We start from the raw sequence: 26,686 nt of genomic DNA, 5'->3' as shown, positions 1-26,686 counted from the left end.
AGGCAGGGTGATCTCTGGACGTATTCCTTCCTGAAGCCGGTTTTCTGGCATTACTGCTGAGTCTTGGGGTCAACGTGTTGACCCCACTTGCCACGCTGGTGGGGTTGCGCCAGCGCTGGCAGGGCATCAGACGTCTGGCGATAATCGGCGTCCTGGCGCAATTCGCGCTGTTATTACTGGCGTTCGCTATTCTGGTTTTCTGTTTTCTTACCAGCGATTTTTCGGTTGTCTACGTTGCACAGCATAGCTACAGCCTGCTGCCGTGGGGATTAAAACTGGCGGCGGTGTGGGGCGGTCATGAAGGATCGCTGCTGTTGTGGGTGCTGTTCCTTTCCGGCTGGAGCGCGCTGTTCGCCTGGCGTTGCAAAGGCGAGCGCGATGCGCTCTTTCCGCTAACGCTCTGTATTCTGTCGATGATGACCGCCCTGCTGCTGCTGTTTGTCGTGGTCTGGTCGGACCCGTTTGTGCGTATCTTTCCGCCCGCGATTGAGGGGCGCGATCTCAATCCGATGCTGCAACACCTGGGGCTGATTCTCCATCCACCGCTGCTTTATCTGGGCTATGGCGGCCTGATGGTCGCAGCGGGCGTTGCGCTGGCGTCATTGCTGCGCGGCGGCTTTAGCGCGGCCACCGCCTGGGTCTGCTGGCGCTGGGCGCTCCCCGGCTGGTGCGCGCTGACGCTGGGCATCATTCTCGGGTCGTGGTGGGCGTACTGCGAACTGGGCTGGGGCGGCTGGTGGTTCTGGGACCCGGTGGAAAACGCTTCTTTATTACCCTGGCTTTCCGCCAGCGCGCTACTGCATAGCCTGTTCGTTTCCCGCCGGCGCGGCATCTTTCGCCACTGGTCTTTGCTGCTGGCGATTCTGACGCTGATTTTATCCCTGCTGGGCACGCTGATTGTGCGCTCCGGCATTCTGGTCTCTGTCCATGCCTTTGCGCTGGACAACGTGCGTGCGGTGCCGCTGTTCGCGCTGTTTACGCTCCTGAGCCTGGCCTCGCTCGGGTTGTACGCGTGGCGAGGCCAGCAAGTCCGCCAGAATGCGCGTTTTGGCAGTTGGTCGCGTGAGATGATGATTCTGGCCGCGCTGCTGCTTTTTAGCGCCGTGCTGCTGATTGTGCTTATCGGGACGCTCTATCCGATGATTTACGGCCTGTTCGGCTGGGGGCGACTCTCCGTCGGCGCGCCCTATTTTAATCGCGCCACGCTGCCGTTTGGGCTGCTGATGCTGTTAGTTATCGTACTGGCGACAATCAGAAGCCGGAAAGTGTCTGTGCGTTGTCAGCTTCCGGCGCTACTGGCGCACACCGGCGTATTGGTTGTCGCCGCCGGGATTATTTTCTCCAGCGGCAGTCGGCACGAAATCAGCCTTAATCTGCGCCCCGGAGAGCAGGTGGAACTGGCAGGCTACACGTTTCGTTTTGAACGTCTCGATCTGGAGGCGAAAGGCAATTACACCACTGAGAAAGCGCAGATCGCCATTGAGCAGGATAAACGGCACATCGGGCGCGTCACGCCAGAGCGGCGTTTTTACGCGGCGCGCCGTCAGCAGATGATGGAGCCGGGGATTCGCTGGAATCTGCTGCATGACTGGTATGCGGTGATGGGCGAAAAAACCGGGCAGGATCGCTATGCCATGCGCCTGTATGTCCAGACCGGCGTACGCTGGATCTGGGGCGGAGGGCTGTTGATGATTGCAGGCGCGGCGCTCAGCGGCTGGCGTGGGAGGAAGCGTGATGAGTAAATTAATCAACGCGTTGCCGGATGGCGGCGTACGGGGTGCGCAACACATTGTAGGCCAGATAAGCGCAGCGCCATCCGGCAGAATAGGTTTACTCTTGGCTATCATTTTGTTTTTCATCACCTTTGCAGCGCATGCCCAGGTTGTGGACACCTGGCGCTTTGAAAACGCGCAACAGCAGGAAAAATCACTATTTATTGCCAGCCAGCTGCGCTGCCCGCAGTGCCAGAATCAAAACTTGCTGGAATCCAACGCGCCGGTAGCGGTCAGTATGCGCCATCAGGTCTATACCATGGTGGCGGAAGGTAAAAGCGAAGAGGAAATCACCGCCTGGATGACCGAACGCTACGGTGAGTTCGTCCTCTACAACCCGGCGCTAACCGGGCAAACGTTGCTGCTATGGGCGCTGCCTTTCCTGCTGTTGCTGCTGGTGGGCGTGGCGCTGTGGCGAGTGATAGCGCGTCAGCGTAAAGAGGAGGGGCGTGAATGAGTCTGCATCAGGTGAGCGTACTGCTGCTGCGTCACAGCCAGCGCCAGGCGCAGCAGGCGCTGGCGGGTCAGGACACGGCGCAGCTACAACAGGAATTGCATCATGATTTGGCGGAGCCTGTGGCTTCGGACGCGCCGTCGCGCCCGCTGCCGGTGAAAGCGCTGCTGGCCGTTGCGATCGTCATGGTGATGGCTTGCGTCGGCGGCTATCTGGCGTCGTCAAAATGGCAGGCCGTTCGCCAGGAGCAGCAGCGTCTGGCCGATCCGCTGCGGGCGTTTACCGATGAACCGACGGCGGAAAAGCAGTTACTGACGTTGCAGGCGGCGATTCGCGCAAACCCACAGGACAGCGCGCAGTGGGCGACGCTGGGCGAGTACTACCTCTGGCGTAATGCCTATGACAATGCTCTGCTGGCGTATCAGCAGGCGCTGCGCCTGCGGGGAGAGAACGCGGAGCTCTATTCGGCGCTGGCGACGGTGCGCTATTACCAGTCCGGGCAGCATATGACGCCGGAAACGCGTGAAATGATCGATAAAGCGCTGGCGCTTGATGCTTCGGAAGTCACCGCGTTAATGCTGCTGGCCGCTGATGCGTTTATGCAGGCTGATTATGTGCAGGCCATCGCATTCTGGCAAAAATTACTGGATTTGAACTCGCCAAGGGTTAATCGCGTGCAACTCATTGACGCTATTAATATGGCGAAGTTGTTGCAGAATCGTCAGAAATAATTTTGTTTTTTTGTGATTTGTGTCGTTTTTGCTGTTTAAAAAGTAAGCGAATGAACGGTGGCGTTAAAATAATTCCAGAAAGGTATTATTCGTTTTTGAGGAAATAAAAATCTTTCCATAACAAATAGTTATTCATGATGATCGCGATAAACTCGCGTTATTATGCATAAAATCAGTTAGATGCCCTGTTCTGAAAGGGTTGCGCAGTATGCCATGCAAATGGTACTGATTATGCGCGTTAAAAAACTCCACAAACGAACGCAACACAATTCATACCCTTTCAGTATGTACTGTTCTCATCCTTTTTTGAATGCAGAACGGCGCTTCATTGAGGAAGTCTGTTGTTATGAAAAACTTGAAAATCAGCCTGGCCTGGCAGATTTTGCTGGCCATGGTGCTGGGTATTCTTCTGGGCAGTTATCTGCATTATCACAGCGACAGCCGCGAATGGCTGGTTGCCAACCTGCTGTCACCGGCGGGTGATATCTTTATCCATCTGATCAAAATGATCGTCGTTCCGATTGTTATTTCCACCCTGATTGTCGGTATTGCCGGTGTCGGCGATGCGAAACAGTTAGGACGTATCGGTGCCAAAACCATTATCTATTTCGAAGTGATCACGACCGTCGCCATTATCCTCGGTATTACACTGGCGAACGTGTTTCAACCCGGTTCCGGGATTGATATGTCGCAACTGGCGACCGTGGATATTTCGAAATACCAAAGCACGACGGCAGAAGTACAAAGCCATGCGCACGGTTTGATGGGCACGATTTTGTCACTGGTTCCGACCAATATTGTCGCGTCGATGGCGAAGGGCGACATGCTGCCGATTATCTTCTTCTCGGTGCTGTTTGGCCTGGGTCTGTCTTCCCTGCCTGCGACTCACCGTGAACCGCTGGTCACCGTGTTCCGCTCCATCTCAGAAACCATGTTTAAAGTGACCCACATGGTGATGCGTTACGCGCCGGTCGGGGTGTTTGCGCTGATCGCCGTGACCGTGGCGAACTTTGGTTTTGCGTCGCTGTGGCCGCTGGCGAAACTGGTGCTGCTGGTACACTTCGCGATTCTGTTCTTCGCGCTGGTGGTGTTGGGCATCGTGGCGCGTCTGTGCGGTCTGAGCGTCTGGATTCTGATTCGTATCCTGAAAGATGAACTGATTCTGGCTTACTCCACGGCCAGCTCTGAGAGCGTGCTGCCGCGCATTATCGAGAAGATGGAGGCCTATGGCGCTCCGGCGTCGATCACCAGCTTTGTGGTGCCGACCGGGTACTCCTTCAACCTTGATGGCTCAACGCTGTACCAGAGTATTGCGGCGATCTTTATCGCGCAGCTGTACGGTATCGACCTGTCGCTGTGGCAGGAAATCATACTGGTGCTGACGCTGATGGTCACCTCGAAAGGGATTGCGGGCGTGCCGGGCGTTTCCTTCGTGGTGCTGCTGGCGACGCTGGGTAGCGTGGGCATTCCGCTGGAAGGGCTGGCGTTTATCGCCGGTGTTGACCGTATCCTCGATATGGCGCGTACTGCGCTGAACGTGGTGGGTAATGCGCTGGCGGTGCTGGTTATCGCCAAGTGGGAACACAAGTTTGACCGTAAGAAAGCGCTGGCGTATGAGCGCGAAGTATTGGGCAAATTTGATAAGACCGCGAATCAGTAATTCATGACAGATTGCCGGATGGCGCTACGCTTATCCGGCCTACGGGAAGCTGTGGTCTGTAGGCCGGATAAGGCGCTTGCGCCGCCATCCGGCAATATTACATTCACCCGTTGGTTAACTTATCAAACTCTTCGCAGCCGGTATCAAACCCTTCCGTACAGCTCAGATTCAACCAGTGCAGCGCCTTCTGTTTATTCTTCTCAATAAAGCCCTGTTCGCCGTTTAAGAACAACATTCCGGCCCAGTATTCGGAGTAGCCGGTACGGGAAATGGCGGAACTGCGTTTGAAATACCAGGTCGCCTTATCGTCATCGGCAGGAATGCCCACGCCGTTGGCATAAATCAGCCCGAGCAGCATCTGCGCATCGGCGGCAGAATCGCTCTCCAGGTTTTCTGAGGCGTTTTGCAACAGTGAAATGGCTTTTGGATAGTCAGGCGTCCCCGCCTGGGTGTTGACCAGAATGCGCGCCAGAGTGATTTCTCCGGCTTTGCTGCCCGCTTGTGCCGCCTTTTCGGCCAGCGTTTTAGCCTGCGGATAATCCAGACTGACGGGGTTGGTGATTTTGATTTGCGCCAGCAATGCGCAGGCATCCGCATCACCGTTGTCTGCGGCTTTTTGCGCCCAGTATTCGGCCTTGCTGAGATCGCCGGAACTGAACCAGGTATCGGCAAGGAAATACTGTGCGCGTCGGTCTCCGCCCTCCGCCGCCTTCAGATACTGGCTGCCAGGCTCAGTATCGGTGGCATGGGCAAAGAATGTCATTAAGAACATCAATGCAAGAAGTGGTTTCATTTTGAGTTTTATTTAGGGTACGGAGTAGACAGTATAAAGAGATCGTATGGATAAAAAAACAGCCTCCGGCGGAGGCTGTTGCAAGGAAAATGTCTGATGGCGATGCTCACGCATCTTATCAGGCCGACAGTGGAAACAGGTCGTAGGCCGGATAAGGCATTCTCATGCCGCCATTCGGCAGATTACCCCATTGCGCTTTCGCGCAGACGGGTTTTCAACTTGCTGTATTCATCAATCACATACTGCTCGGCGGCGCGCTGATCGGCGATCGGCTCGACGCGCACGGCGCAGTACTTGTACTCCGGCGTTTTGGTAATCGGGCTTAAGTTCTCCGTCACCAGCTCGTTACAGGCGCCAATCCACCACTGGTAGGTCATGTAAATCGCCCCTTTGTTCGGACGATCGCTGACCTGCGCACGGGTGATAATTTTGCCTTTACGTGAATGAACCCAGACCAGCGCTTCATCTTCAATGCCCAGACGCACGGCGTCGGCCGTGTTGATTTGCGCATAGCCAGGCTCATCCGCCAGCGCCGCCAGCGCGGCACAGTTCCCTGTCATCGAGCGACACGAGTAGTGGCCGACTTCACGCACCGTAGACAGCACCATCGGGTACTCTTCGGTGAGTTTGTCGATCGGCGCGACCCAGTCGCAGGTGAAGAACTGCGCCAGACCGTTCGGGGTGTCGAATTTCTCTTTGAAGAGATAAGACGTCCCCTGATCGGCATCCGACGTGTCGCGGCAAGGCCACTGAATGAAGCCCAGTTCGCCCATCTTCTCGTAAGTCGCCCCGTAAAAATCCGGGCACAGATGACGCAACTCATCCCAGATCTCTTGGGTGTTGTTGTAGTGCATCGGGTAGCCCATACGGGTGGCGATTTCACTGATGATTTGCCAGTCCGTTTTCAGATCCCACTTCGGTTCAACGGCTTTAAAGAAGCGCTGGAAACCACGGTCAGCAGCGGTAAACACCCCTTCATGCTCGCCCCACGACGTAGACGGTAAAATAACATCCGCCGCCGACGCGGTTTTGGTCATAAAGATGTCCTGCACGATGACCAGTTCCAGGTCTTCAAACCCTTTGCGCACCGCAGAGAGTTCCGCATCGGTTTGCAGCGGATCTTCACCCATAATGTACGCCGCGCGAACTTCGCCATGCGCAGCACGGTGTGGCAGTTCGCTGATGCGATAGCCGGTATGCGCTGGCAGGCTTTCCACGCCCCAGGCTTTGGCGAATTTTTCGCGGTTAGCCGGGTCTTTCACGTACTGATAGCCCGGATAGGTATCCGGCAGCGCGCCCATGTCGCATGCGCCCTGAACGTTGTTCTGGCCGCGAACCGGGTTTACGCCCACGCTTGGCTTACCGAGGTTGCCGGTCAGCATGGCGAGACTGGTCAGCGAACGCACGGTTTCCACGCCCTGATAGAACTGGGTCACGCCCATGCCCCACAGGATTGCGGCGCTTTTCGCTTCGGCGTACATACGCGCCGCCTTGCGAATATCGTGCGCGCTCACGCCGGTGATATCCTCAACGGATTCCGGCGTGTAGCCTTCGACAATCTTACGGTACTCTTCAAAGCCTTCAGTACGGGAGGCGACGAACGCCTGGTCGTACAGATTTTCTTCAATAATGACATGACCCATAGCGTTGAGCAGCGCGATATTCGAGCCGTTTCTCAACGCGATGTGGATGTCGGCAATGCGCGCGGTTTCAATTTTACGCGGATCGCAGACGATAATTTTCGCGCCGTTGCGTTTAGCGTTAATCACATGATTCGCCACGATAGGGTGAGAATCCGCCGGGTTATACCCGAAGATGAACACTAAATCGGTGTTATCAATTTCGTTAATCGCATTACTCATTGCGCCGTTACCGACCGACTGGTGCAGACCTGCAACCGATGGGCCGTGTCAGACGCGAGCGCAGCAGTCAACGTTATTGGTACCAATAACGGCGCGCGCGAATTTTTGCATTACATAGTTGGTTTCGTTACCTGTGCCGCGAGACGAACCGGTCGTCTGGATGGCGTCCGGGCCATACTTCGCTTTGATGGCGCTCAGGCGATCGGCGACGTAGTTCAGCGCTTCATCCCAGGAAACGGATTCCAGTTTGCCGCCACGCTGGCGACGAATCATAGGGGTTTTCAGGCGCGGGGTCAGGATCTGGGTATCGTTAATAAAATCCCAGCCATAGTAGCCCTTCAGACACAGAGTACCCTGATTGGTTTTCCCCTGCGCCGCCTCTGCCCGGACGATTTTGCCGTTATCGACTACCAGGTTGATTTTGCAACCTGATGCGCAATACGGGCAAACCGTGACGACTTTTTTCATCGGTCTCGCTCCAGTTAATCAAATCGCGCATACGCGCTGTCGGCCTCATTATGCATCTTTTATGCCATGTTTTTATTGGGGTCTTTCCCTGATATTACGGGTAAAATTTGGTCAAAACCCTGACGAAAAACAGGCTGTCGTCAGTTTTGACGTGACGAACAGGAAAAGCGGTGACGGCCCGGCAGTGTGACCAGGGTTATGTTTCCTGCATCTCCTGCTGCGCAATATCTGTCACTCCGGGCAGAATCAATCACACTCATCTGTAGGGGATGTGAAATGGGGAAGGGTGATGAAACCAGCCATACTGGTCGTGGATGATGACGCGGCGGTCTGCGCATTGTTGCAGGATGTCCTGAACGAGCACGTTTTTGCGGTGACGGTCTGCCATACCGGGCAGGCTGCGCTGGCGTGCGTCGAAACCCAGCCGGAGATTGCGCTGGTGTTGCTGGATATGATGCTGCCCGACACGAACGGTTTGATGGTGTTGCAGCAGGTACAGAAGATCAGGCCTACGCTGCCGGTGGTGATGCTCACGGGGCTGGGGAGCGAGTCGGATGTGGTGGTCGGGCTGGAGATGGGCGCTGATGATTACATCAGCAAACCGTTTAACCCGCGCGTGGTGGTGGCGCGAATGAAAGCTGTACTCCGTCGGGTTGGCGTGCTGATCGCCGAAGGCGGAAGCGTGCAGACGTCCGGCCTCTCTTTCAATGGCTGGCATCTGGATACCGCGCGCTGTCAGTTGCACAATCCGCAGCAGCAGGCGGTGGATCTCACCCAGGGGGAATACAGTTTGCTGCTGGCGCTGGCGCAAAACGCCCGTCGGGTGCTCAGCCGTGAGCAGTTGCTGGAATTAACGCACAGCGACAGCGTTGAGGTGTTTGATCGCACCATTGACGTGTTGATTATGCGTCTGCGCCGCAAAATTGAAATCAATCCGCATCAGCCGACGTTGATCAAAACCCTGCGCGGCCTTGGGTATGTTTTTGCCGCCGATGTGCAGCACCACGATAAAGCCGCGTAATCAGGCGCAGTTGCCGGATGGCGGCGTAAACGCCTTATCCGGCCTACTGTAGGCCTGATAAGCGTAGCGCCATCAGGCAAACTGGCTACAAAAGCGTTCGCAACTCCTCAAGCGTTTTCGCGCCATCAATCGCATTGGCGCACAGCAGGCTGACCCGCGCGCAGGCGTGCGCCAGCTTAATGCTCTCGGCCAGCGGCCATGCTTCGTGGCAGCCATACAAAAAACCGGCGCAGAACGCATCTCCCGCGCCAACGCTACCGACAATCTCCCTCTGCTCCAGCTTTTGCGATGGTATCCAGACGCCAGGTTGATCCGGCGTTTCGCCCCAGGCGCCTTCCGGGCAATGAATCACCACCCGCTGGCGGACGCCTGCATCCAGCAATTCGCGGGCGGCTGCGGCGATGTGCGGAATATGCGGTTCGCCGTTGGGCTGGCGGATCTCCAGACCGCTGAACTCCCCGGCCTCCAGCTCGTTGATCACCAGATAATCCAGATGGCGTAGCGCGGGCAAAACCAGCGGCTGATAGCGCGGATCGCCTTTGCGGGACACCAGATCCAGCGAAGTCTCAAAGCCCTCCTCATGCATCTGCGCCATCAGCCGTGCGCTGCGGGTGCCGTAGTCATCATCCGGCATATCCAGACTGTCGAGCAGCAGCAGATAGCCCAGGTGGAAAATCTTCATCGAGGCATCAAGCTCATCGAACGCGGGCAGATCCAACAGACGGTTAGCGCCGGGGGAGTGGAAAAAGGTGCGCTGCCCGCTGGGATCGGTCATCACCTGCGACATCGACGTGGGGGCAAACGTGGTGCGCTGGACATGCTGGCGATTGACGTGATACTGCTCCAGCATCGCCATAATGTAGTCTCCGTCGGCGTCCTGGCCGATTAATCCCACAGCCTGCAACGGCAGTCCGGTGTGCATCTTTGCCAGCGTCAGCAGGACATTAAGCGGCGCGCCGCCCGTCGAACGTTCGCTATGGGTGATCTCCGCCAGCCAGCCGCGCTCCGGCCACTGTACGATTTGGTGCACATGGTCGACCAGCATATTGCCCGCCGCGATAATGCCTTTACGTTCCATCAGATCTGCCCCGCGCTGCCAAAAATGCGCATCTGTTCCGATACCGTATCGGTAATCGCTTCTTCAATGCCCAGCAGCAGTTCGGCGAACTCATCATACAGCGGCTGGCGGTTAGTCATCCGTGATTCCACCGCCGCCAGCGCAGCCTGCGACATACCGGTGTAGAAATTGATTTTGTGAATGCCCAGCGTAATGGCGCGACGAAAATCCTCATTGCTGATGCCGGAACCGCCGTGCAGCACCAGCGGCAGCGCCGTTTGTTGGCGAATGGCGTCCAGACGCGGGAAATCGAGTTTGGGCTCGCCTTTATATTTGCCGTGAGCGTTGCCGATGGCGACGGCCAGGGCATCAATACCGGTGCGGTCAACAAAATCGCGCGCCAGTTGCGGATCGGTAAACAGCGATTCGTCGGCATGACCATACAGCGCACCGCCCTCATCGCCGCCAACTGCGCCAAGTTCCGCCTCTACCGACACGCCAACGGCGTGGCACATCTTCACCACTTCCCGGGTCTGGCGGATGTTTTCCTCATACTCCAGCGTGGAACCATCAAACATTACCGAGCTGAAGCCCAGACGTAACGCCCGCACCACGGATTCAAAATGCAGCCCGTGGTCGAGGTTAAGCACCACCGGAATATCGTGTCGGGCGGCTTCGAATTTTACCGCTTCGACCAGTGAGTCCAGCGAAACATACTTAAAATGGACTTCGGCAATGTTAATGATAAACGGCGAGCGTTCCTGCCTGGCGGCGGCGAACAGCGCGCGTAAAAAATGGGAATCCAGAACGTTAAACGCCCCCAGCGCATAGCGATGCTTGCGGGCATGGTCGAGTCCATCGGCAAGAGAAATCAACGGCATAATGTGCTCCTTGTTCAGCAGAACAGGCGGTACTCGTTACACAACACCAGTTGCGCCGGTTCATCTTCTTCAATGTCGTTATAGCGGGCGATCGGCTGGAGAAAATGGTTGTCATGGTCATCGTCATTGACGGAAGAAACTTCGCCGACCAGCACGTCGCCAAACCCTTTTTCCGCCCAGAAGCTGTGATACAGGCCCGGCGTCAGGCAAATGCTTTCTCCTGGCGAAAGGCGCAGCTGGCTGCCTGCCGCATGGGTCTGTCGACAGCCGTCTATCACAATAGTGACGTCGGTATTGTCGGTCTGGTCCCGGGAGTCGGCGTTCCACAGCTCAACGATTAAATTACCGCCGCCGCGATTGATAATGTCTTCACGCTTGCGCCAGTGGAAATGCATCGGCGTAACCTGCGCGTCGCGCACATGCATGATTTTTTCCGCGTAGCATTTCTCATAAGGCATGCCTTTGGGCGAGCCGTTGCGCAGGGTAAACAGCGTCAGTCCCTGAGCGGCAAAATCTGTCCCGCCGAACGCGGTAACATCCCAGCCGAGCCTGAGATCGAATATTTCGCTCCAGGCGGCATCAAGCTGACGCCATTGCGATGGGGCAAAGCTGGCGAAAGGCGGCAGGTGGACGTCATGCATGGAAAAGAATTGCCGCGTGTGGCCGAGAATTTCGTTTATTTCGGAGCGTTTCATTGAAAGAATTCTCCTTATTGTGATGTAGCCTTGTAGGCCAGATAAGGCATTTTTGCCGCCATCCGGCATGAGTTTACTGCCTGATGGCGCTGCGCTTATCGGGCCTACGCAGAGGCCGCTTTCCGTTATTTCACCGTCCAGCCCTTGTAGCTGCCGATGTTGTTTTTATCGATCATCGTCACCGGAATCAGTACAGGTTCACCAGGCGCCGGTTTGCCCTGTAGAATGTCATAGCCGATCTCCACCGCTTTTGCCGCCATCACCTGCGGATCTTGTGCGGGGGTCGCCACAAACAGGGAATTTTCACGCTTCAGCGCCTCTTCGCCATCGGGCGAACCATCCACACCGACGATAAAGAACTCATTGCGCTGTGCCTGTTTCGCCGCCAGATCGGCGCCGATCGCCGTCGGATCGTTGATCGCAAATACGCCGTCGATCTTCGGATTCGCAGCCAGCAGGGCGGTCATCACTTCCAGCCCGCCTTCGCGACTGCCTTTGGCGTTCTGGTTCCAGGAGAGCACCTTGATATCCGGGTGGCGTTTGAACTCGGTCTGGCAGCCCTCGACACGGTTCTGCACGGCGGAAACCGGCGGCCCGTTGATGATCACCACATTGCCTTTACCTTTCAGACGATCGGTAATGTATTTACAGGCCATTTCGCCCGCCTGGGTGTTATCAGAGGTGATGGTGGCGTCTGCGCCTTCGGCAGCCACGTCAACCGCGACCACCACGATCCCGGCGTCTTTCGCCCGTTTCACCGCCGGGCCGATCCCTTTTGAATCTGCGGCGTTAAGGATGATCATATCCACCTTCGCGGCAATAAAGTTGTCGATCTGCGAAACCTGCTGACCCAGATCGTAGCCGCTGGAGACCAGCGTCACTTTTACGCCATCACCGGCCAGTTTGCGCGCTTCCAGCTCCGCCCCTTTTGTTATCTGCACGAAGAACGGGTTGGCAAGATCGCCCACCGTCACGCCGATGGATTTCAGTTCTTTGGCCTGTACAAACGGCGATGCGGCCAGTAACGCGCCAGCACAGAGCGCGGTCACTAATGGTTTCAAACGCATACTCTTTTCCTCACGTAGGGTATTGTTGTTATAAGCCTGATGACACTGCGCTTATCCGGCCTGCGAACGGGCAGGCCTGCGCCGCTATCCGGCAAGCTTGTCTATGCACTTTGATGGTGTCGGGTACGGTATTTGTCGATCAGCACCGCTATGATGATCACCGCCCCTTTGATCACCAGTTGCCAGAAGTAAGAGACGCCCATCAGCGTCATGCCGTTATTCAGGGTGGCGATGATCAGCGCGCCCACCAGCGTGCCGGTGATCGTGCCGATCCCGCCGACAAAACTGGTGCCGCCGAGGATCACCGCTGCGATGGCGTCCAGCTCATACCCCATGCCTAAGTTGCCGTTGGCGCTGTAGAGACGCGAGGCGCTCATTACTCCGCCCAGCCCCGACAGCAGGCCGCTCATGCCGTACACAAACAGCAGCACCAGCCACACTTTGATGCCGGTTAAACGCGCCGCCTGCATGTTGCCGCCCACGGCATAAATATGTACGCCCAGCGTGGTGCGGCGCAGAATGAACCAGCACAGCACGATCACCGCGAGGGCGATAACCACCAGCCACGGAATCGGGCCAAGATAGTTATTGCCAATCCACTCGAAGCTGATGTTGGAGTTGATCACCGTGGTGCCGTCTGCCAGCAGGTAGGCCGCGCCGCGCAGCGCCGTATAGGTGCCGAGCGTGACAATAAAGGGCGGCAGCCCGGCGAAGGCCACCAGCGCGCCGTTAACCAGCCCCAGCCCCAGGCCGAGCATCAGCGCCGCCGGAATCGACAGCATGGCGAACTCGGGTATCAGAGAGACCACCATCGCCGCCACGGCGGTGGTGCCGAGAATCGACCCCACGGAGAGGTCGATGCCGCCGGTCAGAATGATGAACGTCATCCCCGCCGCCAGCACGATGTTGATCGACGCCTGGCGGGTGATGTTCAGCAGGTTGCTTTCAGTGAAAAAGTTAGGTGCGATAAAGCCAAATACCGCCACGATCAGCACTAAAATCGGTAAAATACCGACCGTTTGCATCAGATCGCTCATCAACATCTTTTTTGCGGAGGCGGACTTCGCCACCTGCTGGGGAGTGGTTGGGTTATTCATGATTTCACCGCCTCAAGGTGGGAGTCGTTTACGCCGGTCGCCAGCCGCATGATGTTTTCCTGTGTAATGTCCTGGCTGTACAATTCCCCGGCAATGCTGCCTTCATGCATGACGTAGACGCGATCGCTCATGCCGACGATTTCCGGTAATTCACTGGAGATCATCAGGATCGCCACGCCCTTACGCGCCATTTCGTTCATGATGCGATAGATCTCGCTTTTCGCGCCGACATCCACACCGCGCGTCGGTTCGTCCAGAATCAGAATGCGCGGGCCGATGGCGACCCAGCGTGAGATCAGGAGCTTTTGCTGATTGCCGCCGGACAAACCTCCGGCGCGAACCTGAGCATGCGGCACGCGAATGTTGAGTAACTGAATGGCGTCATCGGAGATGCTTTGGGCTTTTTTACGGTTCAGCATCCCCCAGTTGGCGTCGCGCTCCAGCGTCGCCATCGTAATGTTCTCTGCCGCCGCCAGTTCTAAAAACAACCCTTGTTCTTTGCGGTTTTCGGTGAGGTAGCCAATACCGTGCTCAATGGCCTCACGCGGGGAGTGGATCACCACCGGCTCGCCATCCACCTCGATCATCCCGCCGGTGGCTTTACGCACGCCGAAAATCAGGTGCGCCAGTTCGGAACGCCCGGCGCCGACCAGCCCGGCCAGGCCGACGATTTCGCCGGAACGTACCAGCAGGCTGCACGGCTGCACTTTACCGCCGTCGGTAAGGTGATGAACGTTCAGGCGCGGTTTACCGAGCGGGATGTCGCGTTCTTTGTTGAACAGGTCGCTTAACGGACGCCCGACCATCATGCGCACCAGTTCGGACGCGTTGAGTTTGTCGCGGGTGAGGCTGCCCACGTACTGTCCGTCGCGCAGGACGCTGACGCGATCGGACAGCTCATACACCTCCGCCATGCGGTGGCTGATATAGATAACCGCCATCCCTTCATCGCGAAGGCGCATGATCAGCTCAAACAGACGGTGGGTTTCACGAGATGAGAGGGCGGCGGTAGGTTCATCCATCACCAGGATACGGCTGTTGCGATGCAGGGCGCGGGCGATCTCTACCTGCTGCTGTTCGGCGATGGTCAGCCGCATTACCCGATCGCTGGCTTTAAACTGCGCGCCGAGCCGGTCGATGACCTTTTGCGCCTGCAACACCATCTCTTTACGCTGCACGATGCCGCCGCGCGACAGTTCGCTGCCGAGGAAAATATTTTCGGCGACGGTAAGGTTAGGCGCAAGCTGCATCTCCTGATAAATCAGAGTAATGCCTGCGCTCAGGGCATCTTTCGGCCCACGAATATGAAAGGGCTGACCGTCGATCAGAATCTCGCCGCTGGTGGCGGTATATGCACCGGCGAGAATCTTCATCAGGGTGCTTTTACCGGCGCCGTTTTCGCCCATCAGCGCGTGGATTTCACCGGGGTATACCGTCAGATCGACCCCTTTCAGCGCGTAAAATTTGCCAAACGCTTTGGCAATATTGCGCATCTCCAGAACCGGTGTCCTGCTCATGGCGGATCTCCTGCGGGGTTAGCGATATCAGCACTCCATCACAGGAAAGTAAATGCAAAATGTCAGAAGCCGTTCATATTTGTCATATTGCGATTTTTCTTCATGGAGCGTGATATGCCGCAGCACAGACGTCACTTTTTCGCCAGTGCGCGCGGGCGACTGCTGTTTTTTAATCTGCTGGTAGTGGCGGTGACGCTGATGGTGAGCGGCGTGGCGGTGCTGGGTTTTCAGCATGCGAGTCAAATACAGGAGCAGGTGCAGCAGCAAACCGTCGATGACATGACCGGCAGTATGAACCTGGCGCGCGATACGGCGAACGTGGCGACGGCAGCGGTGCGGCTGTCGCAGGTGGTCGGCGCGCTGGAGTACAAGGGCGAAGCGGAGCGGTTGCAGGAGACTCAGCGGGCGCTCAGGCATTCACTCGAACAGCTGGCGACCGCTCCGCTGGCGCAGCAGGAACCGGGGCTGGTGGCCCGCATTATTCAACGCAGCAACGAGTTGCAGACCAGCGTGGCGGGCATGTTGCAGCGCGGGCAGCGGCGGCATCTGGAACGTAATACGCTGCTGAGTTCGCTGTATCAGAATCAGAGTTACCTGCGGCATCTGCAACAGCTTGATGCGGCGCAGGATGCGGCGTTGTTCAGTCAAATGGATCGCCTGATTAGCGCCGCCATCGAAACGCCGACGCCGCGCGCCGTCATTAAACAGCTGGATGGCGTGATGCGCGCCCTGCCTGAGCAACATGCCGATCCGCTGGTGAACGTGATTCTGTCTGACTTTAACCAGGAGTTACGCAAACTTGAACCGCTCTCAGCGGCGCTGGAGCAAAGCGACCTGGCCATCAGCTGGTACATGTTCCACATCAAAGCGCTGGTGGCGATTTTAAACAGCGACATCAATCAGTATGCGGCGCAGGTGGCGATCATCTCAGAACAGCGGGTGGCGCAAAGCCATCAGGAATTGCGCTCCGGCGCGTTGTTTATCATGACCTTCGCCCTGCTGGCGGTGGTGATTACCGGCTTTGCCGGGTGGTATATCTACCGCAACCTCGGTTCTAACCTGACGGCGATTTCGCGCGCCATGACCCGGCTGGCGCACGGCGAATCGGATGTCAGCGTCCCCGCCTTGCAGCGGCGGGACGAGCTGGGGGAACTGGCGCGCGCGTTTAACGTTTTTGCCCGCAATACGGCGTCGCTGGAGCGCACCTCCCGCCTGCTGAAAGAAAAGACCTCCCAGATGGAGATCGACCGAACGGAGCGTCAGGGGCTGGAAGAGGCGCTGCTGCACAGCCAGAAACTGAAAGCGGTAGGGCAACTGACGGGCGGGCTGGCGCATGATTTTAACAACCTGCTGGCGGTGATTATCGGCAGTCTGGAACTGGTCAGCCCCGACTCGCCGGATGCGCCGCGCATTACCCGCGCGCTGAAGGCCGCCGAGCGCGGGGCGCTGCTGACGCAACGCCTGCTGGCGTTCTCCCGTAAACAGTCGCTGCATCCGCACTCGGTGGAACTGAAAACGCTGCTGGAAAACCTGAGCGAACTGATGCGTCACTCGCTACCGGCCACGCTGACGCTGGAGATAGAAGCCCAGTCGCCCGCCTGGGCCGCGTGGATAGACGTCAGTCAACTGGAGAACGCGATCATCAACCTGGTGATGAACGCCCGCGATGCGATGGAAGGGCAGACAGGGACGATCAAAATCCGCACCTGGAACCAGCGGGTTACGCGCAGTGACGGACGTCGTCAGGATATGGTGGCGCTGGAGGTGATCGATCACGGTTGCGGTATGTCGCAGGAGGTGAAGGCGCAGGTGTTCGAGCCGTTCTTCACCACCAAACAGACCGGCAGCGGCAGCGGGCTTGGGTTATCGATGGTTTACGGCTTTGTGCGCCAGTCAGGCGGTCGTGTCGAAATTGAGAGCGCGCCGGGGCAGGGGACGACGGTCAGATTGCAGCTTCCCCGCGCCATCGCGCCTGCGGTGGCAAACCTGGAGCCGGTTGCGGTGCAAAGTACCGCCAGCGACGAGAAACTGGTGCTGGTACTGGAAGATGAGGCGGATGTTCGTCAGACGTTGTGCGAGCAACTGCATCTGCTGGGGTATCTGACGCTGGAGGCCGCCAACGGCGAGCAGGCGATGCAGATGCTGGCGTCATCCGGCGAGATTGATGTTCTTATCAGCGACTTAATGCTGCCAGGCAGCCTGAGCGGCGTGGAGGTGATCAACCATGCCCGCAAGCATTATCCCCGCCTGACGCTGCTGCTTATCAGCGGGCAGGATTTACGCCCGGCGCATAACCCCGCGCTACCGGATGTGGCGCTGCTGCGTAAACCATTTACCCGGGCGCAGCTCGCGCAGGCGCTGCGGGCGGCGCATGTGCAGGCCTGATAAGCGTCGCGATATCACCGCGACGACAGAAAACGGCAGCGCGCCAGCGTTGCCGCGCCCTGCGCACCGTTAAACGCGGAGGACGAGGCGGCAATAAAACGTACGGCCTGATACGGCAATGGTCGGCGCAGGTATTTTTGGATCAGGGTAATTAATTGTTCGCGCGGGAAAGCCTGCATATCCATCACGCCGCCGCCCAAAATCACCGCATCGGGATCGAACAGATTTATGCTGGTGGCAATTGCGCGGGCGGCGCTTTCCAGCAGCGCCTGGACGAATGGCGCTTCTCCGGCGTGGACAAACAGTGCGTCCAGCGCGAAATCCCGTGGCTGTTGTTCGTACCAGCGTTTCAGCGCCAGCCCGGAACAGACCGTTTCGAGGCAACCTGGATTGCCGCAGGCACAGGTCTGCGTCATGTCGCCCTGGGGAATGTGCCCCAGTTCGCCCGCCACGCCATGCGCTCCGGTCCAGGGCGCGCCGTTCATCCACACCGCGAAGCCCATTCCCGTGCCGAGGTAGGCGGCCAGCACCTGCTGCTGTGTGAGATGATTTTCCACGACGTCATACGACAGCTGTAAGTTAACGTCGCGGGAAAACGCGACCGGGCAGCCCAGCGCATCCTCCAGTTTTCCCGCGAGGTCATGCACTTCTTCAGGTTGCAGCGGCAAATTGGGTGTCGAAATGATGGTGCGGTTGTCTTTGCCGACCAGCGCCGGAAATCCCATCACCAGACCACGGCAGCGCGCTTCGTAGCGTGCAATCTGTTCGCTAATCATCTGCGCAATACCGGCCACCACGCCGGGCGCGATCACCTCCGCCGTACGCTGTTTCTCACAGTGCAGAGTCTCACCGCTTGCCGTTTGCAGGCAAAAACGGATATGGGTTGCCCCCATATCCACACCCGCCACAACGCTATGCTGTTTTTGCATGAGGCAGTACCTCGTTTTTCGCCGTCAGGATCTGCGCCGTCATCACTTGCCATGCGTCGTCGATATTCTCTGCGTGGTTAAACAGCCCGGAGGTGCCGACGATAAAGACATCCGCGCCTGCCGCCATCAATTTTTCGTAGGTGGCCTGATTGCAGGAACCATCCACTTCAATTTCGTAATGCAGCCCTTCACGCTCGCGCCAGGCTTTCAGCTCGGCGATTTTATCCAACATTTCCGGGATGAATGGTTGCCCGGCAAAGCCGGGATCGACGGTCATCACCGTCACTTTATCAGCCTTATGGATATAGTATTTCATCGCCTCAACCGGTGTTTCCGGGTTGAGAATCAGGCCCACTTTCATACCGTGGCGGCGGATTTCGTCAATCAGACGGAACGCCTGACCGTTGATGGTTTCCGGGTGCAGCGTGATGAAATCCGCACCGGCACGCGCCAGTTGACCAATATAGTCCTGCGGACGCGTCACCATCAGATGACAATCAAGAGGTTTGCTCGCCAGTTTCTTGACCTGGCTGACGAAGAAGGGGGACAGCGTCAGATTCGGCACAAAGTGGCCATCCATAATATCAATATGAAAATAGTCTGCATGGCTGTCGATAAATTCGATCTGTTCTTTAAACTTCAGCAGATCCATACACATTAAAGAGGGAGAGATTTTCATGATCCATTCCTTACTTACTGATAAGACGGTCAAGGGCGACAGCCGCGATAATTAATCCGCCCATCACCACCAGTTGGTAATAGGTTTGTACCTGCAAAATATTCAGACCGTTGTTGATGGTGCCGATGATTAAGCCGCCAATTACCACCGAGAAGATGCGCCCCTTGCCGCCGAAGAAGCTGGTGCCGCCAATGATGGCGCTGGCGATGGCGTAGGTTTCAAACCCCATTCCGGCTAAGGGTTCTGCGGCGCCGAGTCGCGCAGTAGAAACCACGCCAGCCAGTCCCGCGCAAATGCCGGAGATGATAAACACCACCAGGATGTGAAACTTCACGTCAATCCCGGAATAGAACGCCGAGTTTTTGTTGCCGCCGAGCGCGTAGATGTTGCGCCCAAGCCGCATCCGAGTAGTGAGGAACCAGAGGATCACCGCGACAATCAGCGAGAAGATGACCGGCACGGGAACACCTAACACGCTGGCGGCGAAGAAGTTCACGAAGTCGAATGAGAAGCCGTATACCGAGTTGGCGTCGGAAATCACCAGCGTGATACCACGGAAAATCGCGTTAGTACCAAGGGTGATAATGAACGGATGCAGGCCGGTCCAGTTCACCAGGCAGCCGTTAATCGCTCCCAGCGCACCGCCGACCAGCACGCCGCCAATCAGCGCCGCAAAGAACGGATCGACGCCTGCCAGCATCAGTTTGGCCGTCACCATCCCGGACAGCGCCAGAATCGCCCCGACGGACAGGTCGATACCGGCGACCAGGATGGCAAAAAATTCACCCATGCCGATCAGCACCGTTACCGAACTCTGAACAAAAATCTGGGTGATGTTGTTGGTGGTCAGAAAATATTCTGACGACAGCGAACCGAAGATGGCGACGATAATCGCCAGGATGAAGAAGGTGCCGTATTTATCCCAGAACAGCGCAAAGTTGAACGGTTTCTTCCCGTTCACGTCACCTTTTACTCTTGTGGTAATGCCCATGCCATAATCTCCTCTTCGCTCATGTCATCGCGATTGGTCAGGATTTGCGTCAGTCGTCCTTCGCAGAACACGGCGATGCGGTCGCAGACGGCGATAATTTCAGGAAGTTCAGATGACACCATCAGGATGACTTTTCCGTCGTCCGCCAGCTGGCGCATCACTTTATAAATTTCGGCTTTTGCACCGACGTCGATACCACGGGTCGGCTCGTCGAAAATGATCACCTCCGGGCTACAGCACAACCATTTGGAAATCAGCACCTTCTGCTGGTTTCCGCCGGAGAGTTCGGTGATGTTCTGGTTAACGGAATGACACTTCAGCGCCAGCAGTTCGCGCTGCGCTTCGGCGGTACGCTGCTCGTCGCCTTCGTGGAACAGGCCCATCGCCCCCTTAAAGCCGCCGCTTTTCAGGCTGCGGCCGATCGCCATGTTCTGGGCGATAGAGAAATTGGGGAAGAAGCCGTTATCCCGGCGGCTTTCGGTGATGTAAGCCATCCCTTTTTTCACCGCATCCAGGGGTGAGCGCGGGGAGATGGTTTTCCCGTTCAGACGGATCTCGCCGCTTGCGCGTTTATCGACGCCGAACAGGCAATCCATCAGCTCGGTGCGCCCGGAGCCGACCAGTCCGGCGAAGCCTAAAATTTCGCCCCGGCTGACGCTAAAGGAGATATCGCGAACCTTTTTCTTGTCGCGGCTGGTGACGTTTTTCACCTCGAATACCGTATCGCGCTCGATGTTGCCGGTGCTCTCTTTCATGGCGTTAAAGCGGTTTTGCAGTTCGCGGCCAACCATCAGGCGGACGATATCGTCGTTGCTGACGTCGCTCACCATCCCGCTGCAAACGCTGCTGCCGTCTTTCATCACCGTATAGCGGTCGCAGATGCGGCGAATTTCCGCCAGCTTATGCGAGATGTAGACGATGGCGGTGCCCTCTTTGCGTAGCTGGTTCATGATCAGAAACAGGTAGTCCACCTCTTTATTGGTGAGCGAGGAGGTGGGTTCGTCCATGATGATCACTTTGGCGTTGAGCATCAGCGTCTTGGCGATTTCCAGCATTTGCTTATGGCTGATGGATAAGTTCGCCACCTTTTCGTCTAAATCGACTTTTAAACCGACGCGCAGCAACATCATGGCGGCCCGTACGCGCATCTCTTTCCAGTCAATCATATTGACGCCACAGACTTTTTTCGTCAGATGACGACCAATATATAAATTCTCCAGCACGGTTAATTCATCAATCACGCTGAGTTCCTGATAAATAATGCCGATGCCGAGTTGTGCCGCTAATTTATGATCCAGCTTGTCGTAATTAACGTTATTAATCGTAATGGTGCCTTTGGTCGGTTCATGTATTCCCGACAGAACCTTCATCAACGTTGATTTACCGGCGCCATTTTCTCCTAATAATGCGTGTATTTCATAAGGATAAACCGTTAAATCAACCGATTTTAATGCGTGAACCGGACCAAAGGATTTGCCGATCCCCGCCATCGAGATATATGGCGTGACCATAATTAACCTCTTTTACACTTCATCCTTCAAGCTGTCTCTTTGTTGGCTACCTTCGCTCACCCCAGTCACTTACTTATGTAAGCTCCTGGGGATTTACTCAGTTGCCGCCTCGATGCATCTCGAATAATTTTGTGTAAGAAAAATATTGACTAAATCAGTGCCATTGCCTGATGGCGCTACGCTTATCAGGCCTACGTTCGCGTCGCCATCCGGCTTATTTACGGACTTACTTTGCGACCAGGATGGAATCGACCAGCTTAAATTCCGGCGCTTTATCCAGCGGGATCACGTTGCCTGATTTCGCGGCATCCACCATCAGCCTGAGCCCTGTCGCGCCGATATCCGCAGGGTTCTGAGCGATGGTCGCCGTCATCTGTCCGGCCTCCACCATTTTGCGGGCTTCCGGGATACCGTCTGTACCCACTACCAGCACTTTTCCGCTTTTCCCAGCGTTAGCCACGGCCTGGGCGACGCCCATCGCCATGGTGTCGTTAGCGCAATAAATCGCTTTGATATTCGGGTTGCGTTGCAGCACGTTGGTGGCAACGTCTAACGCTTTGATTCGGTCCCAGTCTGCGGGTTGGCTGGCGACCAACTTGATTTGGCTTGCCTTTTTGAAAGCCTCGGTTGCGCCATTGCGGCGCGCCTCGCCGGAGGCGTTACCGGCTTTACCTTCAATAATGGCGACTTCACCGCCCTCGGCGCCCAGTTTCTCAATAATGAACTCCGCGCCTTTGGCGCCCACGGCGACGTTATCGGTGGTGACAAACCCTTCGACGTTACCGCCCGCTTTTTTCAGGTTATCCATATCGATTTTTTCATCGAGATTGACCAGATAAATCCCTTTCTTCCACGCGCGGGCGACGGGCATCACCAGGTTTACTGAGGATAATGGCGCAAAGGCGATACCTTTGTAATTTTTATTGCTGAGATCTTCGAATAGCTGCAACTGAGACTGAAAGTCGCCTTCCGAAGGCGAGGCAAAAATATCGACGCTGACACCCAGCGTTTTTGCTTCATCTTCAATACCTTTTTTCATATCCACCCAGAATGGATTGGATAATGTTTTTAATACTACGGCATATTCGGCGGCGGCAAATGCGCTGGTGGACAACATTAAGCCCATAGCCGCACCGCTGAAATATTTCAGATATTTATTCATAGCAGTATTCTCAGTGTAGGGTGTTGCTCCCGAAAATGAGAGCAACGAGCATTTTATTTCAGCGCGCCTGGTGAAAAGAAATCAACAATTGCGCCAGTTTTTTGCATATTAATGGTTGCCTGTTCGATATTCAGTTGGGCGACGGAAACAAAAAATGCATCCAGTAGAGTGAGTTGTAATATGCGTGCGGAAGCATTGCGCCCTAATAACGGTGTTTCTGGTGCTGGCGAACAAATAATATAGTCAGCCAATTTGGCGATAGGTGAATGGTAGCTGTGGGTGATACAGATAATTTTGGCACCATTCTTTTTCGCCAGTTCAACTGCGGCTTTTACATCACTGGTGCGCCCGGAATGGGTCACTACCAACACGACATCGCCTTCTTTTAATAGCGATGCGGACATCATCATGATGTGCGCGTCCGGGTAAGTCTGGCAGCGCACGCCGATGCGTAAGAACTTATGCTGTACGTCTGCGCAGATGGCATTCGACCCGCCAGCGCCATACAAATCACGCTGCTTCGCTTGATAAAAGAAGCGTGCGGCGCGATGAATCTCATCCACGTTGACGATTGACTGACCTTCCATAATGGTGCGCAAGGTAATGTTGAATACCTTATTCACCACATCCTGCGGCGCTTCATCAAAGGCCAGTTCGGCAGGCAATACCTGCTCAGACTGAGAAAAATAGTCTTCCAGCGCGCTGCGTAAGTTGCGAAACCCGCTGAATCCCAGCAGTTTCGATACCTTAACAATCATGGCTTCAGATACCGCCAGCGCCTCTGCGACATCTTTAATGGCTGGCGCGCTACTGAGATTACCCGGCTTGAGTAACCACTCGACGATACGGCTCTCGTTCTCCGTCATGCCTTCCTGCTTCATGCGCAGGTAAGGCGCAAGCCCGATGCCGTTTGGAAGCCCTGAATCAAATTCTGACTGACTCATTACGTTCTCTTGTCCTTGAAATGAAGACGCCACTATATCACCACAGCAGGAACAGAAAAGATGCTGACAACTTCACAAAATAGTTAAATTTATAAAGTTTGTCATTTTGTGAATTTAATAACGTTGATAAAAATACGGAATGAAAATAAGTCAATATAAAACAATGAATTATAGTTTTGAGTTGTTCAGGCGCAGCCTGTGTAAGCATCAAGGTCGGGTATTTATCGCTCTTGCTTTGCCGAACGGAGGTGTGTAGAACAGGCCCATACAGCGTCTTTCTGTCGATTTATTGTTCTTTTAAATTCATTTAAATCACAAATATTTTTTATTCGTAAAGTTTGACTAGGGCGAGAATGAGTATGAAAAAGATTGCATTTGGCTGTGATCACGTTGGTTTTATCCTGAAACAGGATATTTTGACGCACTTAACCCAGCGCGGTATTACGGTGATTGATAAGGGAACCTGGTCGTCGGAGCGCACGGATTACCCGCATTATGCCAGCGAGGTGGCACAAGCCGTTGTCTCTGGCGAGGTTGATGGCGGTATTCTGGTGTGTGGCACCGGTGTGGGGATTTCGATAACGGCAAACAAGTTTGCCGGAGTCCGCGCCGTCGTTTGCAGCGAACCCTATTCGGCACAGCTTTCGCGCCAGCATAATGATACCAACGTGCTGGCTTTTGGCTCGCGGGTTGTTGGGCTGGAGCTGGCAAAAATGATCGTGGATGCCTGGCTGGATGCGGGGTTTGAAGGGGGTCGCCATCAAAAGCGCGTGGAGGCGATTATGGCGATAGAACAGCAGGGCAAATGAGATTCCTCCGCTACACGTCGAACAGGCCATTCGCTACCGTGAGGGGAAGATCTCTGCGAGGCTGGTTTTATGAAACGCTATTCTACGCTCATTGCTCTGAGCCTGTTGTCGCTGACGACGCTTCCTGCGCATGCCGATATTGTTGATGACACCATCGGTAATATTCAGCAGGCGATCAATGACGCGTATAAATCTGACAACGGGCGGGATTATGAGGATGACCGCCGTGATGAAGAGTGGCAGCGCCAGATGAGCGACGATCGCCGCAGACAATATGATGACAGACGCCGTCAGTTTGAAGATCGGCGTCGCCAGTTGGACGATCGCCAACGCCAGCTCGATCAAGAACGTCGTCAACTGGAAGATGAAGAGCGCAGAATGGAAGACGAGTACGATCGTTAACCGCGCGACAATCGTAGGCCGGATAAGGCGCAATGCGCCGCCATCCGGCGTAAGGCTACTCCAGCACAATCTCCATCCCGTCATATCCGGCTTCAATACCGCCCGGCAGGGAGTTATCCATCAGCCATACGTCGAACGAGTGGCTGATGTGGGTGAGAATGACCCGTGAGCAGTGAATCACCTCATTGAGCGCGATAACCGTGTTTACATCGCAGTGATTACGCGGCGCTTCCGCGCGTGGCGCGTGACTACAGTCGATGACGATCGTTTGCGGCTGGTTATTCAGCAGAAATTTTACTGTCTTATCCGGCAGCGCTGCGGTGTCCGACAGCCACGCGACGCGGCTGTGCGCAGATTCCAGCAGATAGCCAAACGTCAGTTTTGAATGGTTAAGCGGCAGCGGCGTTACCTGTAATCCCTGGAGATCGAAGACCACAAACGGTTCGACGATATGGCTGAAATCAAGGATGCCGGGATGTTTAAACAGATCGTCGCAGCCCTGTTCATCCGGCGGACCATAAACCGGAATCGCGGCGCCCACGCCCCAGCGCAGGGGGAACAGCCCCTGAACATGATCCATATGATAATGCGTGAGCAGAAACTGCTGAAAAGATCCGGCGGGCCAGCGATCGGTAAGATCGTGCAGGCCCGCATCAAGCAGCGTTACCGCGTCATTGAATTTGACGACGCCGCTACAGGGGCGGCGGCGATACTGCTCCTGTAAGCGTGCCCGACGGCAGGCGAGACAATCGCAGCCGTATGCTGGCACGCCCTGTGCGCCGCCGGTTCCTGTTAGCGTAATCGTCAGGCTCATTAGTCACCTCAAAGCGCTTTGGTAAAACGAAAATGGCTTTGCGCATACCCTTCACGCAGATAAAACCGGTGCGCATCATGGCGTTTCACGCTGGTGGAAAGCTCCGTCATCTCCGCGCCGGCCTGGCGGGCCTCTTCTTCCGCCCATGCCAGCAACCGGCTGCCGACTTTCAGACCTCGCGCCTGCGGCATCACCACCAGTTCCTGGATCTCCCCGATCCAGTTAGCGTGATGCAGGTGGTACTGCATATGCAGGCCGATCATCCCGACTACCTGCCCGTCGCGCAGCGCCAGCTGGTAGCGTATCGTGCGATCCTGCAAATTTGAGGCAAACCCGGCGCGAAAGGCCTGGCGATCGAACTCCGCTTGTTTCAGTTCGCAGATCAGTTGATACACCGCGTCGGTATCGTCCGGCGTGGCCCGGCGTAGTTCACAGACAGGCATGGCTTTTCTCCTGGCGGCCCATTAACGTTAATAAGGTATCGACTGACTGTAGCAAACTTCCGTCATTATTGAGGATATGACAGTTAAAAGGGGCGTAACGGGCCGCGCGCGCCAGGCGAGCGGCAATCTCGGTTTCGCTTTCACGCCCGCGCGCCTGTAGGCGCTGGCGCAAAATATCGGGAGAGACCTGCAAACAGATAGGCAACAGCGCTTTGCCGTAGCGGGTCTGCGCCTGCGGCAGATGGGCGCGTGAGCCGTTAACCACCACGTCAAAACCGGCGTGCAGCCACAGATCGATCTCCACGCCAACGCCATAGTACAGGCCATTAGCGTGCCAGCTCAGCGCCAGTAAATTTTGCCCTGCCCGAGTGAAAAACTCCTGCTCGCTCAGCGCAATATGGTTCTCGTTGCCCGCGTTAGCCGCACGCGTGATATAGCGGTGCGCAACCAGCAACTGCGTATGTTCCCGCTGGCGGAGCGCCGCCAGCAAACTGTCCTTACCGGAGCCGGACGGCCCCATCAGCCAGATCAGTTTTCCCATA

At 56.1% G+C, this 26,686-nt stretch carries 23 protein-coding genes and 1 pseudogene; 7 read left to right on the top strand and 17 right to left on the bottom strand.

What is annotated here, in order from left to right; translation table 11 throughout:
- The first annotated feature begins 14 nt into the window (after positions 1-14).
- The 3 genes and pseudogenes from nrfF to gltP all read left to right on the top strand — a co-directional run bounded on the left by nrfF (position 15) and on the right by gltP (position 4,617).
- Positions 15-2,229 (top strand): annotated as a pseudogene (nrfF, locus tag OGW17_RS03260) (heme lyase NrfEFG subunit NrfF).
- Positions 2,226-2,957: a heme lyase NrfEFG subunit NrfG gene (nrfG, locus tag OGW17_RS03255; RefSeq protein ID WP_081353146.1), complete on the top strand. Its 732-nt coding sequence runs from the start codon at positions 2,226-2,228 to the stop codon at positions 2,955-2,957. The pseudogene nrfF and the gene nrfG overlap by 4 nt, the downstream one beginning before the upstream one ends.
- 346 nt (positions 2,958-3,303) lie before the next feature.
- A complete protein-coding gene (gene gltP / locus OGW17_RS03250) occupies positions 3,304-4,617 on the top strand; it encodes a glutamate/aspartate:proton symporter GltP (RefSeq protein WP_024130825.1) in 1,314 nt (437 codons plus the stop codon).
- Between the two features lie 103 nt (positions 4,618-4,720).
- On the opposite strand, the gene yjcO is transcribed toward gltP, so the two are convergent.
- A complete protein-coding gene (gene yjcO, locus OGW17_RS03245) occupies positions 4,721-5,410 on the bottom strand; it encodes a Sel1 family TPR-like repeat protein YjcO (RefSeq protein ID WP_012134575.1) in 690 nt (229 codons plus the stop codon).
- Positions 5,411-5,592: 182 nt separating this feature from the next.
- A complete protein-coding gene (gene fdhF / locus OGW17_RS03240; RefSeq protein WP_081353147.1) occupies positions 5,593-7,740 on the bottom strand; it encodes a formate dehydrogenase subunit alpha in 2,148 nt (715 codons plus the stop codon).
- Positions 7,741-8,029: 289 nt separating this feature from the next.
- Between fdhF and OGW17_RS03235 the strand changes: the two genes are divergently transcribed.
- The gene (locus OGW17_RS03235; protein WP_012134571.1) at positions 8,030-8,761 is read left to right on the top strand and encodes a response regulator transcription factor; all 732 of its coding nucleotides are present in this window, start codon (positions 8,030-8,032) and stop codon (positions 8,759-8,761) included.
- A gap of 85 nt (positions 8,762-8,846) precedes the next feature.
- On the opposite strand, the gene OGW17_RS03230 is transcribed toward OGW17_RS03235, so the two are convergent.
- The 6 genes from OGW17_RS03230 to OGW17_RS03205 all read right to left on the bottom strand — a co-directional run bounded on the left by OGW17_RS03230 (position 8,847) and on the right by OGW17_RS03205 (position 15,075).
- Positions 8,847-9,842, bottom strand: a complete 996-nt coding sequence (locus OGW17_RS03230; protein WP_110494792.1) for a carbohydrate kinase family protein — start codon at positions 9,840-9,842, stop codon at positions 8,847-8,849.
- Positions 9,839-10,699, bottom strand: a complete 861-nt coding sequence (locus OGW17_RS03225) for a ketose 1,6-bisphosphate aldolase (RefSeq protein ID WP_071257242.1) — start codon at positions 10,697-10,699, stop codon at positions 9,839-9,841. The genes OGW17_RS03230 and OGW17_RS03225 overlap by 4 nt, the downstream gene beginning before the upstream one ends.
- Positions 10,700-10,713: 14 nt before the next feature.
- Positions 10,714-11,394 carry a D-lyxose/D-mannose isomerase gene (locus OGW17_RS03220; protein WP_071257244.1) on the bottom strand — a complete coding sequence of 227 codons (681 nt, stop codon included), beginning with the start codon at positions 11,392-11,394 and terminating at the stop codon, positions 10,714-10,716.
- 125 nt (positions 11,395-11,519) lie between these two features.
- Positions 11,520-12,461 (bottom strand): ABC transporter substrate-binding protein, encoded by a 942-nt coding sequence (locus tag OGW17_RS03215; protein WP_012134567.1) that lies wholly within the window; start codon positions 12,459-12,461, stop codon positions 11,520-11,522.
- Positions 12,462-12,562: 101 nt separating this feature from the next.
- Positions 12,563-13,558, bottom strand: coding sequence for an ABC transporter permease subunit (locus OGW17_RS03210; protein WP_049011261.1), 996 nt, complete (start codon positions 13,556-13,558; stop codon positions 12,563-12,565).
- On the bottom strand, positions 13,555-15,075 hold the full coding sequence (locus tag OGW17_RS03205; RefSeq protein WP_058668426.1) for a sugar ABC transporter ATP-binding protein: 1,521 nt from the start codon (positions 15,073-15,075) through the stop codon (positions 13,555-13,557). The genes OGW17_RS03210 and OGW17_RS03205 overlap by 4 nt, the downstream gene beginning before the upstream one ends.
- Before the next feature lie 114 nt (positions 15,076-15,189).
- Here OGW17_RS03205 and OGW17_RS03200 point away from each other — a divergent pair, with 114 nt between their 5' ends.
- Positions 15,190-17,460: a hybrid sensor histidine kinase/response regulator gene (locus OGW17_RS03200; protein WP_071257246.1), complete on the top strand. Its 2,271-nt coding sequence runs from the start codon at positions 15,190-15,192 to the stop codon at positions 17,458-17,460.
- Between the two features lie 14 nt (positions 17,461-17,474).
- On the opposite strand, the gene alsK is transcribed toward OGW17_RS03200, so the two are convergent.
- The 6 genes from alsK to OGW17_RS03170 all read right to left on the bottom strand — a co-directional run bounded on the left by alsK (position 17,475) and on the right by OGW17_RS03170 (position 23,676).
- Positions 17,475-18,389: an allose kinase gene (gene alsK, locus OGW17_RS03195; protein ID WP_049011255.1), complete on the bottom strand. Its 915-nt coding sequence runs from the start codon at positions 18,387-18,389 to the stop codon at positions 17,475-17,477.
- Complete coding sequence (gene alsE / locus OGW17_RS03190; protein ID WP_047459608.1) at positions 18,373-19,068, bottom strand: D-allulose-6-phosphate 3-epimerase; 696 nt, start codon at positions 19,066-19,068, stop codon at positions 18,373-18,375. The genes alsK and alsE overlap by 17 nt, the downstream gene beginning before the upstream one ends.
- Positions 19,069-19,078: 10 nt before the next feature.
- On the bottom strand, positions 19,079-20,059 hold the full coding sequence (gene alsC, locus OGW17_RS03185) for a D-allose ABC transporter permease (protein ID WP_012134559.1): 981 nt from the start codon (positions 20,057-20,059) through the stop codon (positions 19,079-19,081).
- Entirely contained in the window at positions 20,038-21,570 is a 1,533-nt protein-coding gene (gene alsA, locus OGW17_RS03180; protein WP_012134558.1) for a D-allose ABC transporter ATP-binding protein AlsA, read from the bottom strand. Before alsA ends, alsC begins: the two co-directional genes overlap by 22 nt.
- A gap of 226 nt (positions 21,571-21,796) precedes the next feature.
- Positions 21,797-22,732, bottom strand: a complete 936-nt coding sequence (gene alsB, locus OGW17_RS03175) for a D-allose transporter substrate-binding protein (protein WP_012134557.1) — start codon at positions 22,730-22,732, stop codon at positions 21,797-21,799.
- A gap of 53 nt (positions 22,733-22,785) precedes the next feature.
- Positions 22,786-23,676 carry a MurR/RpiR family transcriptional regulator gene (locus tag OGW17_RS03170; RefSeq protein ID WP_012134556.1) on the bottom strand — a complete coding sequence of 297 codons (891 nt, stop codon included), beginning with the start codon at positions 23,674-23,676 and terminating at the stop codon, positions 22,786-22,788.
- A 359-nt stretch (positions 23,677-24,035) separates the two neighbouring features.
- Here OGW17_RS03170 and rpiB point away from each other — a divergent pair, with 359 nt between their 5' ends.
- Positions 24,036-24,485: a bifunctional allose-6-phosphate isomerase/ribose-5-phosphate isomerase RpiB gene (gene rpiB / locus OGW17_RS03165; RefSeq protein ID WP_058668429.1), complete on the top strand. Its 450-nt coding sequence runs from the start codon at positions 24,036-24,038 to the stop codon at positions 24,483-24,485.
- A gap of 69 nt (positions 24,486-24,554) precedes the next feature.
- Positions 24,555-24,887 carry a DDRRRQL repeat protein YjdP gene (gene yjdP / locus OGW17_RS03160; RefSeq protein WP_071257247.1) on the top strand — a complete coding sequence of 111 codons (333 nt, stop codon included), beginning with the start codon at positions 24,555-24,557 and terminating at the stop codon, positions 24,885-24,887.
- A gap of 55 nt (positions 24,888-24,942) precedes the next feature.
- Here yjdP and phnP read toward each other — a convergent pair whose 3' ends face one another.
- From phnP to phnN, 3 genes are read right to left on the bottom strand one after another with little or no spacing between them, the layout of a single operon-like run.
- Entirely contained in the window at positions 24,943-25,701 is a 759-nt protein-coding gene (gene phnP / locus OGW17_RS03155) for a phosphonate metabolism protein PhnP (RefSeq protein ID WP_071257249.1), read from the bottom strand.
- A gap of 8 nt (positions 25,702-25,709) precedes the next feature.
- Positions 25,710-26,144 (bottom strand): aminoalkylphosphonate N-acetyltransferase, encoded by a 435-nt coding sequence (gene phnO, locus OGW17_RS03150; protein ID WP_012134549.1) that lies wholly within the window; start codon positions 26,142-26,144, stop codon positions 25,710-25,712.
- On the bottom strand, positions 26,131-26,685 hold the full coding sequence (gene phnN, locus OGW17_RS03145; protein WP_071257251.1) for a ribose 1,5-bisphosphokinase: 555 nt from the start codon (positions 26,683-26,685) through the stop codon (positions 26,131-26,133). Before phnN ends, phnO begins: the two co-directional genes overlap by 14 nt.
- Position 26,686 lies beyond the last annotated feature (1 nt).

This window comes from Citrobacter sp. CK181 (assembly GCF_030333595.1).
GTDB classification, from domain to species: domain Bacteria; phylum Pseudomonadota; class Gammaproteobacteria; order Enterobacterales; family Enterobacteriaceae; genus Citrobacter_B; species Citrobacter_B koseri.
This window is presented reverse-complemented; position numbering and strand designations above follow the sequence as displayed.

Excerpts from the sequence above, each read along its gene's own strand:
- nrfG (WP_081353146.1), top strand. The coding sequence starts at position 2,226 with ATGAGTCTGCATCAGGTGAGCGTACTGCTGCTGCGTCACAGCCAGCGC.
- gltP (WP_024130825.1), top strand. The coding sequence starts at position 3,304 with ATGAAAAACTTGAAAATCAGCCTGGCCTGGCAGATTTTGCTGGCCATG.
- yjcO (WP_012134575.1), bottom strand. The coding sequence starts at position 5,410 with ATGAAACCACTTCTTGCATTGATGTTCTTAATGACATTCTTTGCCCAT.
- OGW17_RS03235 (WP_012134571.1), top strand. The coding sequence starts at position 8,030 with ATGAAACCAGCCATACTGGTCGTGGATGATGACGCGGCGGTCTGCGCA.
- OGW17_RS03225 (WP_071257242.1), bottom strand. The coding sequence starts at position 10,699 with ATGCCGTTGATTTCTCTTGCCGATGGACTCGACCATGCCCGCAAGCAT.
- OGW17_RS03220 (WP_071257244.1), bottom strand. The coding sequence starts at position 11,394 with ATGAAACGCTCCGAAATAAACGAAATTCTCGGCCACACGCGGCAATTC.
- OGW17_RS03215 (WP_012134567.1), bottom strand. The coding sequence starts at position 12,461 with ATGCGTTTGAAACCATTAGTGACCGCGCTCTGTGCTGGCGCGTTACTG.
- OGW17_RS03210 (WP_049011261.1), bottom strand. The coding sequence starts at position 13,558 with ATGAATAACCCAACCACTCCCCAGCAGGTGGCGAAGTCCGCCTCCGCA.
- OGW17_RS03205 (WP_058668426.1), bottom strand. The coding sequence starts at position 15,075 with ATGAGCAGGACACCGGTTCTGGAGATGCGCAATATTGCCAAAGCGTTT.
- OGW17_RS03200 (WP_071257246.1), top strand. The coding sequence starts at position 15,190 with ATGCCGCAGCACAGACGTCACTTTTTCGCCAGTGCGCGCGGGCGACTG.
- alsK (WP_049011255.1), bottom strand. The coding sequence starts at position 18,389 with ATGCAAAAACAGCATAGCGTTGTGGCGGGTGTGGATATGGGGGCAACC.
- alsE (WP_047459608.1), bottom strand. The coding sequence starts at position 19,068 with ATGAAAATCTCTCCCTCTTTAATGTGTATGGATCTGCTGAAGTTTAAA.
- alsC (WP_012134559.1), bottom strand. The coding sequence starts at position 20,059 with ATGGGCATTACCACAAGAGTAAAAGGTGACGTGAACGGGAAGAAACCG.
- alsA (WP_012134558.1), bottom strand. The coding sequence starts at position 21,570 with ATGGTCACGCCATATATCTCGATGGCGGGGATCGGCAAATCCTTTGGT.
- alsB (WP_012134557.1), bottom strand. The coding sequence starts at position 22,732 with ATGAATAAATATCTGAAATATTTCAGCGGTGCGGCTATGGGCTTAATG.
- OGW17_RS03170 (WP_012134556.1), bottom strand. The coding sequence starts at position 23,676 with ATGAGTCAGTCAGAATTTGATTCAGGGCTTCCAAACGGCATCGGGCTT.
- rpiB (WP_058668429.1), top strand. The coding sequence starts at position 24,036 with ATGAAAAAGATTGCATTTGGCTGTGATCACGTTGGTTTTATCCTGAAA.
- yjdP (WP_071257247.1), top strand. The coding sequence starts at position 24,555 with ATGAAACGCTATTCTACGCTCATTGCTCTGAGCCTGTTGTCGCTGACG.
- phnP (WP_071257249.1), bottom strand. The coding sequence starts at position 25,701 with ATGAGCCTGACGATTACGCTAACAGGAACCGGCGGCGCACAGGGCGTG.
- phnO (WP_012134549.1), bottom strand. The coding sequence starts at position 26,144 with ATGCCTGTCTGTGAACTACGCCGGGCCACGCCGGACGATACCGACGCG.
- phnN (WP_071257251.1), bottom strand. The coding sequence starts at position 26,685 with ATGGGAAAACTGATCTGGCTGATGGGGCCGTCCGGCTCCGGTAAGGAC.